The following is a 15,771-nucleotide window of genomic DNA, read 5'->3' as shown; positions in this document are numbered from 1 at the left end:
CTTACCGACCACCTCCAGCGCCTCGATCGATGAACATCCCACCCCGACGGGTTGACCCGCCCCCGAGGGCCGGATAATGGAGCGATTGAACAAGGAAATCAAACGCCGCACCGACGTCGTCGGCGTGTTCCCCAACCCCGCCGCGCTGTTACGGCTGGCCGGCTCGGTACTCGTTGAGGCCCACGACGAATGGCAGGTCGCCGACAAGCGCTACCTCTCCGAGACCAGCCTCGCTCTGCTCGACGTCAGTGACCAAAGTGCCGAAACCATTGCCCCCACAGCCGCTCTCACGGCATAGTGGCTACCACAGAGCCACACGCGGACACGCGACCGCTCTTACACCACTCCACGGGACGTGACCGGCGTTTTTGGTACGTGGTCCGTGGGGGCGGATTTTCCGCGATAGCCCGCTTGTCGGCGAGTACAGCGATTGGCGGGTGGAGTCGTTGGACGAGGTCGTTGAGCTGGTGAGCGCCACTTAGCCCCAGTTGCTTAGGCCTGGTAGTCGCAGGGCTGGGCGTGGCTGGGTTTTGTCGCGGACCAGGGTGTCGATGAGTTCTGTGGCGCGGCCTTCTTCGCGGGCTAGGGCGCACCAGCCCGACACGACTGTGTTGTTGGCGCTGACTCCGCTCCATCGGCCGTAGAGGTAATTTTCGTAGGCTGGCAGCCAGAGGAATACTCCGGCGCGTGTTCTGGTCATGGTTTGGGCTGGCCGGTACCAGCCGATGAGGACTTCGTTGCCTGAGATTTGCAGCTCTCCGCGCCAGCCGGAGTCGAGGAGCAATCGGTTGCCGGCGTGTATGACGGTTACCTGGTGGGTGTCGATGGTGTCGGTTTGGTCGAGCGCGCCTTGCCAGCTGGTCCACCATTGACCGTTGAGGTCGACGGGCCGGGGGATGATGCCGGCGAGTACTGGCAGGGGCATGTCGAGTGCGGTGGCGATCGCGGTTGCTGCCGCCAAGGAGAGTTCTTCGCTGCCGGCCTCGAGGCGTTGGTAGTGCTCCAGGGGGAGTCCGGCGGCGGTGGCTGCGGCGAGTTGTGTGAGGCCGATCTGGCGGCGGCGGGTCTGAATGGTCTCAGCGACGGCGGTGCTAGGGGTGCCGGCTGCGGTGGGAGCGCCTGGTTCGATTTGGCCTGCAAGCTCCGACAGGGGGAGGTCTAGCGCTTCGGCGATGGCCCGGGCGGTGCTAAGCGAGGGTTCGCGTTCGCCTTTTTCGTAGCGTTGATATTGGCGTAGCAGTACTCCTGCGGCCTTGGCGACTTGGGCCTGGGTCATGCCGCGTTCGATGCGGCGTGTGCGGACTGTGTCGGCGCCGGACCATTCCGTTGTGCTCACGTGAGTGCGTTCATGGTCGAGGTCCAGTCGTAGAGGCGCTCGTCGAGGTTGCGCACTGCGGGGGTGCCGTCCCATTCGCGCAGCACGTTGCGGACCGCTTTGATGCGGGCCATGGCGGTTGCGTACCAGTTCACGCTGATCTCGTCGAGGGCGTCGATGAGTAGCGAGCATGCTCTTTCGGGTTCTTTGAGGACTGCTGCTGCGGCGGCCAGGTCGGCGTAGGTGATGGCGCGTTGTTTGCTAGCGGTGGGCGGTAAGTCTCGTAGTACGCGTTCGAGGGTGAGGCGGGCCTCTTGGCTGTGGCCGGCGGCCAGCAGGGCGTTTCCTTTGAATCCTGCCAGTTGGGCGGGGGAGAACCAGTCCAGCCAGTCGGGGGTGGGGGCGTTTTCGTCGTAGATTTCCTCGGCGTGGCGGATCAGTTGCAGGGCGCGGCGGGTGTCGCCGAGCCGGGTTTCTACTTCGGCGTCGACGGCGTCGAGCCAGGCGGTCAGGGTCGCGGGGTCGCCGGCGCGTTTGGCGAAGGCTCGCGCGGCGCGGACCCGGTCGCGGGCTTCGTCAGCGCGGTCGGGGTCTTCAGAGAATGCGGGGGCGAACGCCATGTGGGCCAGGATTGCGGCGCCGAGGGCGTCGTCGGCAGCTTCTTGGGCGCATTCGAGGGCCCAGAGGAAGTGGGGGTGGGCGTCTTCGGGGTTGCGCCGGTCGAAGAAGGCGATCCGGCCCGATAGCAGGCATGATTCGGCGACTGAGCTGGCAAGTTCGGGCCGGACGTCTTTGGACACGGCGTCGAGGATGTCGAGGCCGAGTTCGCTGTGGTCGTTGGCACTGTGCTGAAGGTGGCTGACTGGCAGGGTCCAGTACAGGCGCCGATAGCAGGCGGTGAGTTCGCTGTAATCGGCGACGACGGTGTCAGGCAGGTTGTAGCGGACGGCGCGGACGGCGGTGCGGACGAATCGTTGGTGGTTGCGCCCTGTGGCCGCTGATTGTTGACCGGGTTTGCGGGGGGTGAATCCGAGTTCGGTGATGGGCCGCTGGAATAGTGCTTCAAGTGCTTTGATGTGGGGGGTATGCGGCCAGGGTGGGGTTGCTGATTCCCAGCGGCGCACGGTTCGGGCGGTGACCGACAGTTCGTAGCCGTGTTTGTTGGCGGTGCTGATTAGGGCGTTGACGAAGGCTGCCTGGGAGTCCAGGCCGATACTTTCCCGCGCGGCACGCAGACGGACATTTCCTTCGGCCGGCGCGGTCATGGTTGTGATCATAACGGGCTGTCTATGTCCGTTTGTTGATGACCGTCGGGTCATATAGGTGTGGGTTTGTCCTGTTCAGCGCGAAGCGGAGTGGGAGGTATACGTCCGTTTTGTGGCGCGTTGGTCGTCCTTTTGGGCATGTTCTTCTTGAGAGTGCTTGACCGAAGTCTTTTCAGTCGTTATGGTCAACGCTCATATGGACGTATTCGAGGATCTGGTTTCCCCCACGGACCGCCGGATCCCTGATTCCCAGGAGGTTGGATTTACCGGCTAGCCAGCCGACGGCAGGCAGGGGTTCGCAGACGCGACGGACTAGCCCGTGAAAGACGACATGCCCCCGGCGGTAGGGGGGAAATCGCCGGGGGCATGTGCGAATCGTTCTCCGATCGAGAGCCACCTCGAACGGACTTCCCTTGAAGGAGGGAATTGTGTCTTTGCCAGACAACAACGATCGTAGCAAGGCGCCGCGGGCCGGTTCTGTAGGCGGCGGCCGTGTCGATGCCCTAGCCGCGGGTGATCGCTTATCCCAGCTGTCGGCAACACCGCTGCGCCATCACGTCAGCTTGTCGGGAACTTGGCTGCTCATCCAAAACCTGCCCGAGCAATTCGACGGCGTTGCGGGGCACGGCTCGCAGGATGTCTACGACGCGGTGCGCGCGTTGTCCTTCGAGACCCGCAGCACTGTCAGCGGCGGTGTGGCCATCGATGTGCGGGTGTCACCCCAGACCATCCTCGAGCTCATTGAGACCTATGGCCTGATCGCCTCTCCACGAGCGTTAGCCGCCCTGCGAGAGGCATCTGAACTGCTCTGGCAGGAGCAGGCGCTGTGCAAGGAGGCCGACCCTGAGCAGTTCTTCCCGGAAAAGGGCGGCGCAACAACCAACGCGAAGAAGCTCTGCAAAGCCTGCCCTGTTAGGGGCGAATGCCTCGAGTACGCGCTCAGCCACGATGAACGATTTGGGATCTGGGGTGGGCTGTCTGAACGTGAGCGCCGGCGTCTCAAGCCCCGCCGCCGCAGCCCGAGGCGAACCGCGGTGGTGGCGCACTCCGAGGAGGTAGCCGCCTCGGATTACGGTGCCCTCGCGACGAGGCGTGTGGGATGACTGCGTCACGGGTCGGCGCTCCCGATCCCGGCCTGGTCGAGGTTCTGGCTGGGGCGCGCACGATCGCTCTGAATTTTTGGAACGCCGACGAATTCGACATCTACGACTGCCTCAGGCGTTCGTGGTATGTGCGCGAAATGCCCATCGCGCTGGCAGCGGTTCTGCGGGCCACCCGCCGCGCTGTACCCGGTGGTGACCTCTACGCGGTCAACGACGCCGAAGGCTGCACCGCGGAGCGGATCGCCGAAGTCTTCAACGTGGCCATCGCGAAAGTCTTGCAGGCGCAGCGCAAATCGGGCACGCAGGTTGCCGGCGCTGCCAAGAGCGTGCCGTTCACCGGAGGAGGGGGCCGGTGAACGGCACTCAGACGGCACGCCGCCGGTTGGGGGGGACTCCCACGCGGGAGCTAGCCGGCGGCGTGCCACCCTTACCGGCCGCGCCCCGGTTTGGGCCAGCCACCGATCACCCCGGCTCGTGCGCTAGCCGCCTGCGTGTCGCGGGTTCGGTTGCGACGACGGCTCATGGCCAGCATTCGGCGGCGGTGGTCGCATGAACAGGACCGAGGCCGCGGATTTCCGCGAGCAGCTGTTCGTCGCCCTGTTGGGGGCACCGTCACCGATGTCCACCGACGAGGTGGCGGCGGGGGCCCCGTGGCAGGTTCACTCTGTGCGGTCGCGGTGCGCGTCGACCCATCCCGACGGCCAGATCACACCGTGGAATGTCGTCGAATGCCACGTCGACTGGCATGTGATTGAGCGGCCCCGCAGCGGGCACGACATCTATCCCCATCTGCGGCGTCTGGAACAGGACGGCCGCATCGCTCGCCGCACCGTGGCCGGTGACCGCAAGGTCTACTGGGTTGCCTTGGACGCGCCTGCCGAGTCGCCGCCCGCTGTTAATGATCTTGATGCGCTTGGGGTCTCATCATGACCGCCGCGCTGGGCTCCGAGCGACTCCGCCGGCGCAATGGTGGCGCGCGGCGGGCGTCGATGTCAGACCGTCGGCTTAACATCAGGCGGCATCACCGAGGGTGGGGGAGTACCGCGGTGGGCACCGACCGACAGGGGGCCGGTCGGTGGGGAAATGGGGGGCATCGATGCCTGGTTTGAGGTGTCAATCAGTCTGCGCTGTCGGCGATTTGAACGCCGGTGACGTTGTTTTGGGGCCTGACCGCTTGGCGTGCACCGTTACGGCCGTCCGAAACAGCGGTGACACGGTCGTGGTCACCGCGGAGTCGGGTGGGCGGTCTGTGCGTTTCGCCGCGGCGTCCGAAGACGGCATCCAGGTGGTGTCCCGTGAGCGCCTCTAAGCCACTGGTGTGGGGAGATGAGCCAGCCGATGCGGTGTTGTCCGACGGCGAAACTTGCGCGATCTGCTCTCGGTCATCTGTTGGCGGCGCGCCGGTCTGCCCGGCGTGCCAGGCGGGATATCCCACGCTGATCCGGGAGGTCGCATGATGGCGATCCCCACGGATCCGGGAGCAGCAGCCCCGCGGCGCGTTGGCGATCGGCCGTCACCGTGTGACGCCGGACCGGTCGCCCGAGGGCCCGCAGCCGGGGCGGCCCACACGGTCACGGCCGCACTTCTAGCCACACGACCGGCTGCTCTTGGCGGCCGCGGTGAACGAGGCGGCACGGCCGCCGAGGGTGGGGTTGTCCCGCGCTGTTCGGCAGCTACGACGGTGTTGCTGCTGCACAGCCTCGTCGCGAGGGGTGCGGCCGGGCAGCGCGGGACCAATCCTGGCCGGCGGCAATGCCATCGGCGCCAACAGAACGGCAGCGCACTGATTAACGAGGCCGCCACAGACGTCGGCTTGCGCGATCTGTCAGCCGCACACAGCCAGCACAGACAACCGCAAGTAGATCGCGCTCTCGGAGCGCGTTGACGCAACTAGATGACAAGGGGGGGCGGTCTCACTCATGACCGGGATCACTAGCAAGGAAGCGATCGTCGCGATGGCACCGATCAATGGATGGGTCATCGAGGGGGTGGACCGGGGCGCCGATCAGGCCGAGACATGGCGATTTAGTCGGCCTCAGGTCAAGATCTACGCCACTTTCATTGGCGGCGATCTGCTAGTCGCCGACCGGTTTGTCGTAGACCACCTCGCCGACACGTTCTGGCGGCAAGCCGGTAGCACCCTTGTCGGCGGTGGGGAGCCCGAGAAGGTATGCATCCTCCTGGACTGGTTGGCGGCTGCGACCGCCGGCCCACACGGGTTATCCGTCAATGACACACAGGATCAACCCACCGCAGCGAGTTCCGTTGGTAGACCGCGTGTCTCAATCCGAACGCTACCGCGCGATGTCAGGCATCAGACCCGGCCCGACGCTTGGCGAATCGACTTATGACGCGCTCCACCGCGCATCCGCATCACATGGAAGGAATTGACTGATGTCCCACAACCGATCCGGCTCAGCCTCAGACGTCGGCTGGCTGATCATTGCACCGGATGGCCAACCATACGCCTGGTACACCTACGACACGGTGCTTTCTCACGATGCCGACTCGACCATGGCCCGTTTCGAACCCGACCCACAGCTTAGGCACAATCTGCTCGCCCAGGGGTGGACGGTGGTGCCTGGCAGTGGGGCTGAATTGACGCGCGCCGCTGCTGATTACGCGAAGGCCTCCGCGTGACCGCGCTCGACGCAGCACCCGTACGTCCGCGTCGGCAGACTGGGGCCACTCACGATGCGCGCCGACACATCGTGCTCCGATCAGACTGACTAGCAACATGTTTCGCGCTGGGAGAGGGTCATCATGACTCTGACGTTGGACTTGCACCTACCGCACCCGCACCTGCCGCGGCCCCGGTACCATCACTATCTTCGATCGTCGGCGATATTCTCCGACGACAACCGCTACCGGTATCGGCTTCAACGAATCTGGGATGACGCTATGCCGTTGGTCGGCGTAGTGATGCTCAATCCATCAACCGCCGATGAGCACACCGACGACGCCACGATCCGGCGAGTTGTCGGGTTCGCTGAACGATTCGGCTACGGCGGAATCGATGTATGCAATCTGTATGGCCTTCGGTCTCGCGACCCGCAAATGTTGTGCGGCCACGTCGACCCAGTCGGCGCGGATAACGACGCGCACCTGATGCGGTTGAGCCGCCAGCGTGATCTGATCGTCTTGGCCTGGGGCGGAAATGCTGACCACCAGCGCGCTGCGCACGTGACACGGCTGCTGATGCGCGGCTGTGCATCACACGGGGCATCGCTGGCCGTGCTGAGCTGGACTCAGGGCGGCCAGCCGGGTCATCCGTTGTACCTGCCGAAATCGACTGCGTTGCAATGCCTGACCTTCGATCGCAGCGGCCGCCTTCCTGAGCTGACCGACCGCAGGTGGGCCGAACTCATGATGGCGAGCGCAGCATGAACTGCTCGAACTGGGACAGCCCGGTGCCGCGGCTCACTCGCGGCGGACCTGCCCGCCGCCGGCGGCTCATCCCGCTCACGCGGCGGGCCCAGCTGGACGGCGCGGCCGTTGATAACGATCGACGTCGCCTGGCCTGGGGGCGCGCGGGAGCGGTGCCTCCTAGCACGAGCTCTATGGTCCGTTCTCACAACGTCGATCGCCGACCGATGACAGCCGCCGCGACCGTGGACTACGTCGGCGCGGGCGCCGGCGGCGAGGTCCGACGTTCGTCTCTTGCTTGCGACGGCGAACACCAACCGGACGTATGTATCGCCGAAAGCGACAGAGCTGCCGGCTCTTTGGGGGGTTTGGCCTTCAAGCAGATCCATACTGCGGGCATCGAGTCGAGTAGGGGCCCGCCGCGGCCGGCTCGGCGAAACAGGCCGTGGGGTATCGGGTGCCGACATGTTGGTGACCGACTCCCGCGATGTTCATCAGTCTTAATCGACTGGGGATGTTCGTTGATTGGTCTGCGCCGCACGCTGATGTGTCGCTGAGTCTGATTGTGGCCCTTGGGCTCGACCGGGGCCGGATTCACGCGAGTGTGTGCAGGAAGCCGGGGCTGTCATGGCAGGTTTCTTCGCTGGTTTTGCATTCCGTCCAGTCGCGGTCGGTGATTCTCGCGCTACCTATTGTCGCGGTGGTATCAGCCACCCTCTGGTGTGGTCAGCGTGGGCGCTGGGTTGCTTCGCTTTAGGCTGCGCTGCTTCATATTGCGGCCACCGATTGGGTAGGGGCCGTGGGTTCGGCGGGGATACACCGAGGCGGCGGACGCGGACTGGATACCGGTGTCAGCGTTCAAAGCGCTAGCACCGCAACGGATTACGACAGGAAGGAAAGGGGGGTTCTGGGGGAAAACTTAGCGCCGCTCGGGGCCACCGGGCACTTACAACTTGATAGCGGGGCGCGACGGCAAGGGCCGGTCCCCCCAATTGGGGGGTAGCGAGCAAATTTCGTTGCGGCCACCGGAGCTGGCACTCCGGACCGAGAGACCGAATCGACAGTTCTGGTCTCCGCGCCCCTTCGCAACCGAAGGGACTTCCACCGTGCAGGGTAGGCAGTTCCAGGGTAGCTTATGCCCTGAAACCGTTTCAAGCACCGACTGCGGTGCTTTACATCATGTTTCCGCGGTGCCGCAGCAGCGCGACACCGCCGGCCGTAACAGACGCGGTCAGCAAACCTTTTTTACGCATCGTCATGCGCTTACCAACCGTGCGTCAGCCCGGCCTGAGCGCCTTGGGCATCCAGGTGACCAGTCGACTGTTGGTGCCAAACCATGCGGTGCGCAGCGCGGTTTGCTCTCGCCGACAAGGCAATCCGGTCCCAGATCGGCGTGGTCCAAGCCGCGGCCGCGGGTGAAGTACGCCGATGCCCGACAAGTCCGGGCGCGCGTGGAAGCACATGCGGAGCCAATGCGGTTAACGGGTGCCCGGCGCCATGTATTGACCGCGGTCCTCGCACTGCTATGCGGTTGGTCGAGGGTCACTGACGACACCGTCCGGCTGGCTCAAATCGTCGAGGCCGCCGCCGGGGCCTGCGGGCGCCGCTACGACCTGAAAACGGTGGGGCGAGCCCTCGCTGCCCTTGCCGCGGCCGGCGTGATCACCTATGTGCCTGCCTGTGGTCGCGGCAGGCACGCGCAGATCGGTATCGACCCGCGTTTTTTGGGTGACATCGTTCCCCTCGAGCGGGACTCTCAGGGGCGGGTGATCGCCGAATCCGTCACCTTTTCCGCCGGCGATTCCTCTTATAAGCCAAACAGTTACCTCCCTACCCTCCGATCGAGCAGCGGCCGTCTTGCGGCGCGTCGACCGCGCGCGGTCGATGTTCGGCCACATGATGTCCGCATGGTCCTCAGCCAGCTACCCGCGGTGTTCGCGTCGTTGAGTGGGCGGCTGCGCTGGTGTTTGGGCCGCGAGATCCGCAATCGGCTGGCAGCAGGGTTTGAGCCTGAGCAGATCCTCGCAGTGCTCGATGCGCCCCTGCCTGATCACGTCGAGCGGCCGTGGCGGCTGGCGCTGTGGCGGCTGACGCACAACATGCCCGGTGCCGGGCCCCGGCTGGCCCCGCTGCAGCGGGCATGGGATCGGCGCGAAGCCGCGCGGGCAGCTCAAGCGCACGCCGCAGAGACCACGCGCTGGCGTGACGCGGTGGTGACCGCAGCGGGGGAGAAGAACCTGGACCGGGTTTTGGCGGCGGTACGGGCCCGGCTTGGCACTACGACCCCCGACGAGTCGCGGGCCTTGGCGCATGCAGGGCGCATGGCGATGCGTGAGTATCCCGGCCAGGAGCTGTCGGCTGCGCTCGAGCAGTGGGTACAAGCATTGGCTCCCGAAGCACCGAGCGCGCCGGATCCCGATCTGGCCGCGGAGTCGCTGGTCTTTGCTGGCGGGCAGGGAATGTGCGTGGCCTGTGAGGCGGCCGCTGGGGTTGAGCGGGACGCTTTGCCGCTGCGTTCGGTGGTGTGCGACGCCTGCTGGACGGTTTTGGCTCCGCCGGAGCTGGTTTCGCCCGAGCTGGGGGTGTGCGCGTGACCGCGGTCAGCGATCGCCAGCCGCCCGTGCGGGCGATCCGAGACAGCGGCGGTGACGATGCGGGCCTGCGCCAGCCACCGCAAGATCTGCCGGCTGAGCAGTCAGTGCTCGGCGGGATGCTGCTGAGCAAGGACGCGATCGCCGACGTGGTCGAACGGCTACAGCCCGACGACTTCTACCGGCCCAACCATCAGTGTGTCTACGAGACGATCCTCGACCTTTACGGTCGCGGCGAGCCGGCCGACGCGGTGACGGTCGCCGCTGAGCTGGACCGCCGAGGCCTGCTGCGCCGCATCGGCGGCGCGCCGTATCTACACACCCTGATCTCGATGGTGCCCACGGCGGCCAACGCCGGCTACTACGCGGGCATCGTCGCCGAGAAAGCGCTGCTGCGCCGGCTGGTGCAGGCAGGTACACGGGTGGTGCAGTACGGCTACGCCGGCGCCGAGGGCGCCGATGTCGCCGAGGTGGTCGATCGTGCCCAGGCGGAGATCTACGACGTCAGTAACCGTCGCGTCACCGAGGACATGGTTGCGCTCGACGACTTGCTACAGCCGACACTGGATGAGATCGACGCGTTGGCATGCGGCGGCGGGCTAGCCCGCGGGGTGCCAACGGGTTTCGCCGACATCGACGAAGTTACCAATGGACTGCATCCAGGCCAGATGATTGTTGTCGCCGCCCGGCCGGGGGTGGGCAAGGCGCTGGCTCTGGATACCCCGCTGCCTACTCCGACTGGATGGACAACCATGGGGGACGTCGCCGTGGGGGATTGGCTGTTGGGCGCCGACGGCCACCCCACCCAGGTGGTGGCAGCCACCGAAGTGCTACATGGTCGGCCCTGCTACGACGTCGAATTCTCTGATGGCAGTGTGATTGTCGCCGATGAGCAACACCAGTGGCCCACAACTGCCGGGGTTGTAACCAGCGGCGAGCTCAGGGTCGGCCACGTGATCGTAGCGGCGGCGCCGAATCTCGCGGCTGCGCCCGGGCTGCCCGCACCCGCCGTCGTTGGGCGTTGGATCTGCGGCGACGACAATGACGCTTGCGAGGGCGACTATGCCGTCGTGGGCCGTTACCTCCGAGGAGTGCGGGCTCAACGGCGGCCACTAGTGCATGCCGTCATCGAGCATGCTGGCGATCCTGCAACGGATTTCGCGGATCCGGGACAGTGCGCGAACGCACTGGGGTGCGTGCGACCGGTGCACCGCGCGGCCATGCTCGAGCTGACACGCACCATGGGGCATCCCGTCCATCAGGGCGCAGACACCCTCGTCACGCCGGCAGCTGCGGCAGGAATCCACCGGGTGACGGCGGTGCGCCGGCGGGCGTCGGTCCCGGTGCGCTGCGTGCAGGTCGACAACGCCGATCACCTGTACCTGGCCGGAGCAGGGATGGTCCCCACGCACAACTCCACGCTGGCCCTGGATTTCATGCGGTCATGCTCGATCAAGCATCGGATGGCCAGTGTCATCTTCAGCCTGGAGATGAGTAAATCCGAGATCGTCATGCGGCTGCTGTCCGCGCAAGCCAAGATCAAACTAGCCGACCTGAGGTCCGGGCGCCTCAACGACGACACCTGGGCACGCTTGGCGCGCTGCATGGCTGAGCTCAGTGAGGTGCCGCTCTACATCGACGACTCACCTAACCTGACGATGATGGAGATCCGCGCGAAAGCACGACGCCTCGCCCAGCGCTGCGATCTCAAACTTATCGTCGTCGATTACCTACAGTTGATGACATCGGGAAAGCATTACGAGTCGCGCCAGCAGGAAGTATCGGACTTTTCCCGAAGCCTTAAGCTTCTTGCTAAGGAACTAAATCTTCCAGTGGTCGCCTTGAGTCAATTAAACCGAGGGCCTGAGCAAAGGACAGATAAACGGCCATTGCTGTCCGATTTGCGTGAAAGCGGCGCCATCGAACAAGATAGTGACCTTGTTATGCTGCTTCATCGCCCAGATTTGACCGACGCTGACGATCCACGCGCCGGAGAAGCTGACATTCATCTAGCGAAACATAGAAATGGCCCTACAAAAACTTGTACTGTCGCGCATCAATTACATTTATCTAGGTTTTGTGATATGGCGCGAATCGAATAATAAACTAGCAGCAGCAGCAGTCGCCAATAGATACTAACATGTAACTAATAATGATGTGAAGATTATTCTAAAATCTGCGGAATCCGTTCTTCTGTTTTCGTCGGTAGGTTCGAGTGAAGGACGCCGGCGGATCCGCCGAGCCGTGAGAGATGTGGCCAAGCGCGCCAAACTAGAGTCCTCCAGTCGACCGGCAGGCTAGGGCAGTTGGGGATTTTTGGGCCCCGGACTGCGCTTAGAGCTATCGCGTTCCCTCGACATGCCACCGCGGTGGCATCTGATGCAGGAGCTGGTTGATGTGGTCAACCAGCTCAGCCCAGTCAGGGTTGAGCACGCGGGCTTGTTCCATGGTGATGTCGCCGCATTCCCAGCGCGTGAGCCGGAGGTTGTAGCGGGTCCAAATCGGGTCGATACCTATGAAAATGGTCGCCAACATTGCACGCTTGAGTTGCGTTGGATCGTCGGGACGTTCGCGGCTGTTCTCGAGCTTGGAGATGTGACGCGCTGAGCAGGGCATCACCTCTGAGATCGCCTCTGCGACTCGACGCTGGGATATGAGCCGGCCGTTCTCCCGGCGGCGGCGATCCCGCCGCATCATCTCGATGTGCAACCCCCAGTGGAAAGACGGAACCGCTCCCACCGGGGGAGCTTGTCCGTGTTCGGCAACATATCGGGCGTCGGCCTCGGCGCTACGCCGGGTGACCTCGGCGTAGAACGCCTCCTGCTCATCAAGAACCGCTGGCTGACCAGCCAACTGCGTACGCAGGTCGTCCTGTGGCGCAATCGGCGCCTCATAGTGCGCAAACGCCGTCGCGAGTTGGCCGTCATCACCGGGCAGCATGTTGTCGGTGATGACAGCTAGTGCTGCGGTGAAGCAGCCTCCATGGACCAAGTGTTTGCGGCGGTACATCGCGTCTTCGAAACTGCGTCGGCCCCGTGGGGTTTTGACCTCCTCGACAACGTAGCTCGGGGCTACGCAATGCGCGAGTTCGTGCAGCAAGACCCGCGCGGTCAGCATCTTGGGATGCAAGGAGATCAGCCACTTGGTCGGGCGCGGGTAGCCGTAGTGATCGGCATACGACGAGATGAGATGAAGTTCGGGCGTCTCGTCGCCGCCTTCCACGACTTCAATCGGGGCCGTGTCGGGAAACCACTCGTGCCACCAGGTGCTGGCGGTGGCTTCGTCGACGAGCCGTTGGCATTCCTCAACCGTGACGTCGCGGTCGTGGCCGACTGCTTCCTCAGCGCAGTAAACACGCCAATCGGACAAACCCTCCTCGTACGGCACAAAACTCACTGTAAGAATCGACACGTTCGCGGTGGCTGTCGACCCCACCACCCACATCGTCTACACCGGCAACAACGACAACACTTTGTCGGTGATCGAGCCGGGACAGTCCTAGCAGTGCAGGAAACAGGCTTGCACTCAGTGCCGGGGCCACTGCCTCGACACCAGCCAGCTAGCGTGCGACAGCCAACCCGAGTTCTATACGATTTCGGCACACAGAAACCGCCTCACGAAGAAAGAGATCAGCGGTGAGCCAGCCAAAACCACCACGCAGCGCAATCATCGGCGCTGGGATGGTTGGCTCGGTGCACGCCCACGCCGTCCATCGTGCCGGCGGCCAGCTCGCCGCGGTCAGTGGCAGCACCCCGCAAAGCAGTCAGCGCGCCGCGCAGCGCCTCGGCGCGGAGCGCGCCGCCACCGTAGAGGAAATCTTCGCCGCCGATGACGTCGATGTCGTGCACATCTGCACACCGAACAATCTGCACCTCGAGCAGACCGCCGCAGTCTTGGCAGCGGGAAAGCACGTCATCTGCGAAAAGCCGTTGGCAACAACGGTTGGCGACGCTGCCGCCCTCGTGAAGGCTGCCGAAAACGCGGGCACGGTGGCGGCTGTGTCGTTCATCTACCGCTTCTACGCCATGGTGCGCGAAGCACGTTGCCGTATCGCCGATTCGGCTGTGTGGCTCATGCATGGTGGCTACCTGCAAGACCATAGGGTCAAAGCTGCTCCGGGCGGCTGGCGCTCCGATCCGGCGCAAAGCGGTATCTCAATAACCTTCGCCGACATCGGGTCGCACTGGTGTGACTTGATGGAGTTCGTGACCGGCCATCGCATCAGCGCTGTCGTCGCGATGGAAGGCGCCGCACGCCAGCGTGGCGACGGCCAGGATGACGGTGCTGTGGTCGTATTTGGCACCGACCGAGGAGCGGTCGGAAGTGTCGTCGTCAGTCAGGCTTCGCCGGGTCGAAAAAACCGGTTGTTCTTCTCCTTCGACGGTCGTAAGACTGCGGTGCAGTTCAACCAAGAAAGTCCCGATGAGCTCATCGTTGGCGGCCTAGGCGCCAACACGGTGCTGTTGCGAGATGGGGCCGAGCTCGATCCGCGCAGCGCCCGTTATTCCTTGTTGCCCCCTGGCCATCCGCAGGGGTACCAGGACTGCTTTAACCTTTTCGTCGCAGATGTCTACGAGGCTATTCTCACCGGCACCGCACCCGAAGGGCTGCCCGTATTCGCTGACGGTTTGAGGGCGGCGACGATTCACGCCGCGGTCGCTGCCTCAGTTTCCACCGGTGAGTGGACACAGGTAGCCAGTGACCAGCCACTAGTTGCAGCGGATTCCCTTGAACCACACTCGGTTTCAGGAACTTCGCTGTGAGCACCGCGCCGGTGCGGCTCGCCCTGATCGGGTTGGGCAATATGGGTATGGCGCACCTAGAGATCTTCGCGAACCTGCAACCGCAGGCACAGATCAACGCCGTGGCCGACAGTCATGTCCCCTTCGCCGAACGCGCCGCCGCTCAGGTGTCGACAGCTACCGTTTTCCACGACCCGCTGGACTGTGTGAACAACGCCGACGTCGACGCCGTCGTGGTGGCCGCCGCTGACGACACTCACTACGAAATCGTCAAAGCGTGCATCGCGCGCAACCTGTTTGTGCTCTGTGAGAAGCCGCTCACCACGTCAGCCGACCAGTCGTTTCAGTTGGTCAACGCCGAACGGGCCAGCGGCCGCCAGTTAGTGCAAGTTGGCTACATGCGCCGCTATGACGCCGACTACGAGTACATTCACAGGACATTACGTTCTGGCCGCGTCGGTGAGCCCGTCCTGATCAGCCAGCGCCACCGTAATCCACTGGCCGTCATCAACTTTGACGAGCAGCAGCTCATCAGCAGCTCCGCTTCCCATGACATAGATCTGTTCCGCTGGCTCAGCGGCGAGGAAGTCAAAGAGGTCTCGGTCATAGCCAAGACCAGCCAGGACGAATCCACGGTGACCGTTGTCGTCACACTCACCACGCACTCAGGAGTTCTTGGGGTTATGGAGCTTGGCCGCGGGCCCGGACTGCAATACGACATCGGCTGCGACATCGTCACCAGCGGCGGTGCACTCACGCTCGCCTCGCCCACCCAGACCGACCGCGCGACGGCCGATGGTCGCGCCGCCCGCCCGACGCCCGACGCCTGGATGGAACGCTTCCATCGCGCCTACCGTTCCCAGGACGCCGCCTGGCTGGCCGCGGTGGCCGCCAAATCCACCACCGAGGGAGCGACAGCCTACGACGGGTATGCCACCAACACCGTCATTGATGCAGCCCTCGCCTCGCTGGCCACCGGTCACACGCAGCCGGTAACCGCCGTTAGCGCCGCGCGGTAAACACCGCAAACAACGACGCGCCACCCGATGCGCCCCGAGGGCCGGTCGCTTTAGCGGCCGGGGGAATCGGGGCGTGGGTGAACAGTGTGGTCAGGCCAGTTTTGTCGGTGTCGTCTCGTAGGGTTCTGGGTGTGTCAGGTCAGCGGTTTCGTCGCACGCCGGGAGGCGTGTGCTCGCTGGGTTTGCATTTGGTGTGGTGCCCGAAGTATCGGCGACGGGTGTCGGTGCTCGGTGCCGCCGCCCGCTGGGACCGCCACCGGCTCGGCTTCACCGACCCGCCCTGGACGACTACTCACGGCTGGCATGTCGTGGCGCATGAAGTGATGCCCGATCATGTGCACCTGTTCGTGCGGGTCGGCCCGGCCGACGC

Annotated in this window: 12 protein-coding genes and 2 pseudogenes; 11 read left to right on the top strand and 3 right to left on the bottom strand. The window is 64.4% G+C overall.

Going from position 1 to position 15,771, the window contains the following annotated elements:
- Positions 1-76 precede the first annotated feature (76 nt).
- Positions 77-298 (top strand): annotated as a pseudogene (locus AWC14_RS27480) (transposase); the annotation flags it as partial.
- A gap of 180 nt (positions 299-478) precedes the next feature.
- Here AWC14_RS27480 and AWC14_RS27475 read toward each other — a convergent pair.
- Positions 479-1,336, bottom strand: a complete 858-nt coding sequence (locus tag AWC14_RS27475; RefSeq protein ID WP_236724168.1) for a helix-turn-helix domain-containing protein — start codon at positions 1,334-1,336, stop codon at positions 479-481.
- Entirely contained in the window at positions 1,333-2,580 is a 1,248-nt protein-coding gene (locus AWC14_RS27470; protein ID WP_139800176.1) for a helix-turn-helix domain-containing protein, read from the bottom strand. The genes AWC14_RS27475 and AWC14_RS27470 overlap by 4 nt, the downstream gene beginning before the upstream one ends.
- Positions 2,581-3,335: 755 nt before the next feature.
- Between AWC14_RS27470 and AWC14_RS29910 the strand changes: the two are divergent.
- From AWC14_RS29910 to dnaB, 7 genes and pseudogenes are all read left to right on the top strand, one after another.
- Positions 3,336-3,584, top strand: a pseudogene (locus AWC14_RS29910) (WhiB family transcriptional regulator); the annotation flags it as partial.
- A 95-nt stretch (positions 3,585-3,679) separates the two neighbouring features.
- Positions 3,680-4,039, top strand: a complete 360-nt coding sequence (locus AWC14_RS27460; protein ID WP_084024801.1) for a hypothetical protein — start codon at positions 3,680-3,682, stop codon at positions 4,037-4,039.
- A gap of 193 nt (positions 4,040-4,232) precedes the next feature.
- Entirely contained in the window at positions 4,233-4,613 is a 381-nt protein-coding gene (locus AWC14_RS27455; RefSeq protein ID WP_083071684.1) for a hypothetical protein, read from the top strand.
- Positions 4,614-6,077: 1,464 nt separating this feature from the next.
- The gene (locus tag AWC14_RS27445) at positions 6,078-6,323 is read left to right on the top strand and encodes a hypothetical protein (protein ID WP_084047110.1); all 246 of its coding nucleotides are present in this window, start codon (positions 6,078-6,080) and stop codon (positions 6,321-6,323) included.
- Positions 6,324-6,446: 123 nt separating this feature from the next.
- The gene (locus tag AWC14_RS27440; RefSeq protein ID WP_083071687.1) at positions 6,447-7,070 is read left to right on the top strand and encodes a DUF1643 domain-containing protein; all 624 of its coding nucleotides are present in this window, start codon (positions 6,447-6,449) and stop codon (positions 7,068-7,070) included.
- A 1,886-nt stretch (positions 7,071-8,956) separates the two neighbouring features.
- On the top strand, positions 8,957-9,643 hold the full coding sequence (locus AWC14_RS29905) for a hypothetical protein (RefSeq protein WP_139808326.1): 687 nt from the start codon (positions 8,957-8,959) through the stop codon (positions 9,641-9,643).
- A gap of 26 nt (positions 9,644-9,669) precedes the next feature.
- A complete protein-coding gene (gene dnaB, locus AWC14_RS27430) occupies positions 9,670-11,742 on the top strand; it encodes a replicative DNA helicase (RefSeq protein ID WP_095955773.1) in 2,073 nt (690 codons plus the stop codon).
- Positions 11,743-11,980: 238 nt separating this feature from the next.
- Here the strand turns inward: dnaB and AWC14_RS27425 are convergent, their stop codons facing one another.
- Positions 11,981-13,027, bottom strand: a complete 1,047-nt coding sequence (locus tag AWC14_RS27425; protein ID WP_084264245.1) for a hypothetical protein — start codon at positions 13,025-13,027, stop codon at positions 11,981-11,983.
- Between the two features lie 248 nt (positions 13,028-13,275).
- On the opposite strand from AWC14_RS27425, the gene AWC14_RS27420 reads away from it, so the two are divergent.
- The 3 genes from AWC14_RS27420 to AWC14_RS27410 form a co-directional block, all read left to right on the top strand.
- On the top strand, positions 13,276-14,403 hold the full coding sequence (locus AWC14_RS27420) for a Gfo/Idh/MocA family protein (protein WP_224164032.1): 1,128 nt from the start codon (positions 13,276-13,278) through the stop codon (positions 14,401-14,403).
- Positions 14,400-15,401, top strand: coding sequence for a Gfo/Idh/MocA family protein (locus tag AWC14_RS27415; RefSeq protein WP_084264244.1), 1,002 nt, complete (start codon positions 14,400-14,402; stop codon positions 15,399-15,401). The genes AWC14_RS27420 and AWC14_RS27415 overlap by 4 nt, the downstream gene beginning before the upstream one ends.
- A gap of 131 nt (positions 15,402-15,532) precedes the next feature.
- Positions 15,533-15,771 (top strand): transposase (locus tag AWC14_RS27410; RefSeq protein ID WP_211282316.1); only part of this gene is annotated, 239 nt, incomplete at its 3' end.

The sequence above is a fragment of the Mycobacterium kyorinense genome, from assembly GCF_002101735.1.
Lineage (GTDB): Bacteria > Actinomycetota > Actinomycetes > Mycobacteriales > Mycobacteriaceae > Mycobacterium > Mycobacterium kyorinense.
The sequence above is the reverse complement of the archived record's forward strand: the minus strand, read 5'-3'. Positions and strand labels throughout refer to the sequence as shown.

Coding starts and splice junctions, on each gene's coding strand:
- AWC14_RS27470 (WP_139800176.1), bottom strand. CDS start 2,580: ATGACCGCGCCGGCCGAAGGAAATGTCCGTCTGCGTGCCGCGCGGGAA.
- AWC14_RS27460 (WP_084024801.1), top strand. CDS start 3,680: ATGACTGCGTCACGGGTCGGCGCTCCCGATCCCGGCCTGGTCGAGGTT.
- AWC14_RS27455 (WP_083071684.1), top strand. CDS start 4,233: ATGAACAGGACCGAGGCCGCGGATTTCCGCGAGCAGCTGTTCGTCGCC.
- AWC14_RS27445 (WP_084047110.1), top strand. CDS start 6,078: ATGTCCCACAACCGATCCGGCTCAGCCTCAGACGTCGGCTGGCTGATC.
- AWC14_RS27440 (WP_083071687.1), top strand. CDS start 6,447: ATGACTCTGACGTTGGACTTGCACCTACCGCACCCGCACCTGCCGCGG.
- AWC14_RS29905 (WP_139808326.1), top strand. CDS start 8,957: ATGGTCCTCAGCCAGCTACCCGCGGTGTTCGCGTCGTTGAGTGGGCGG.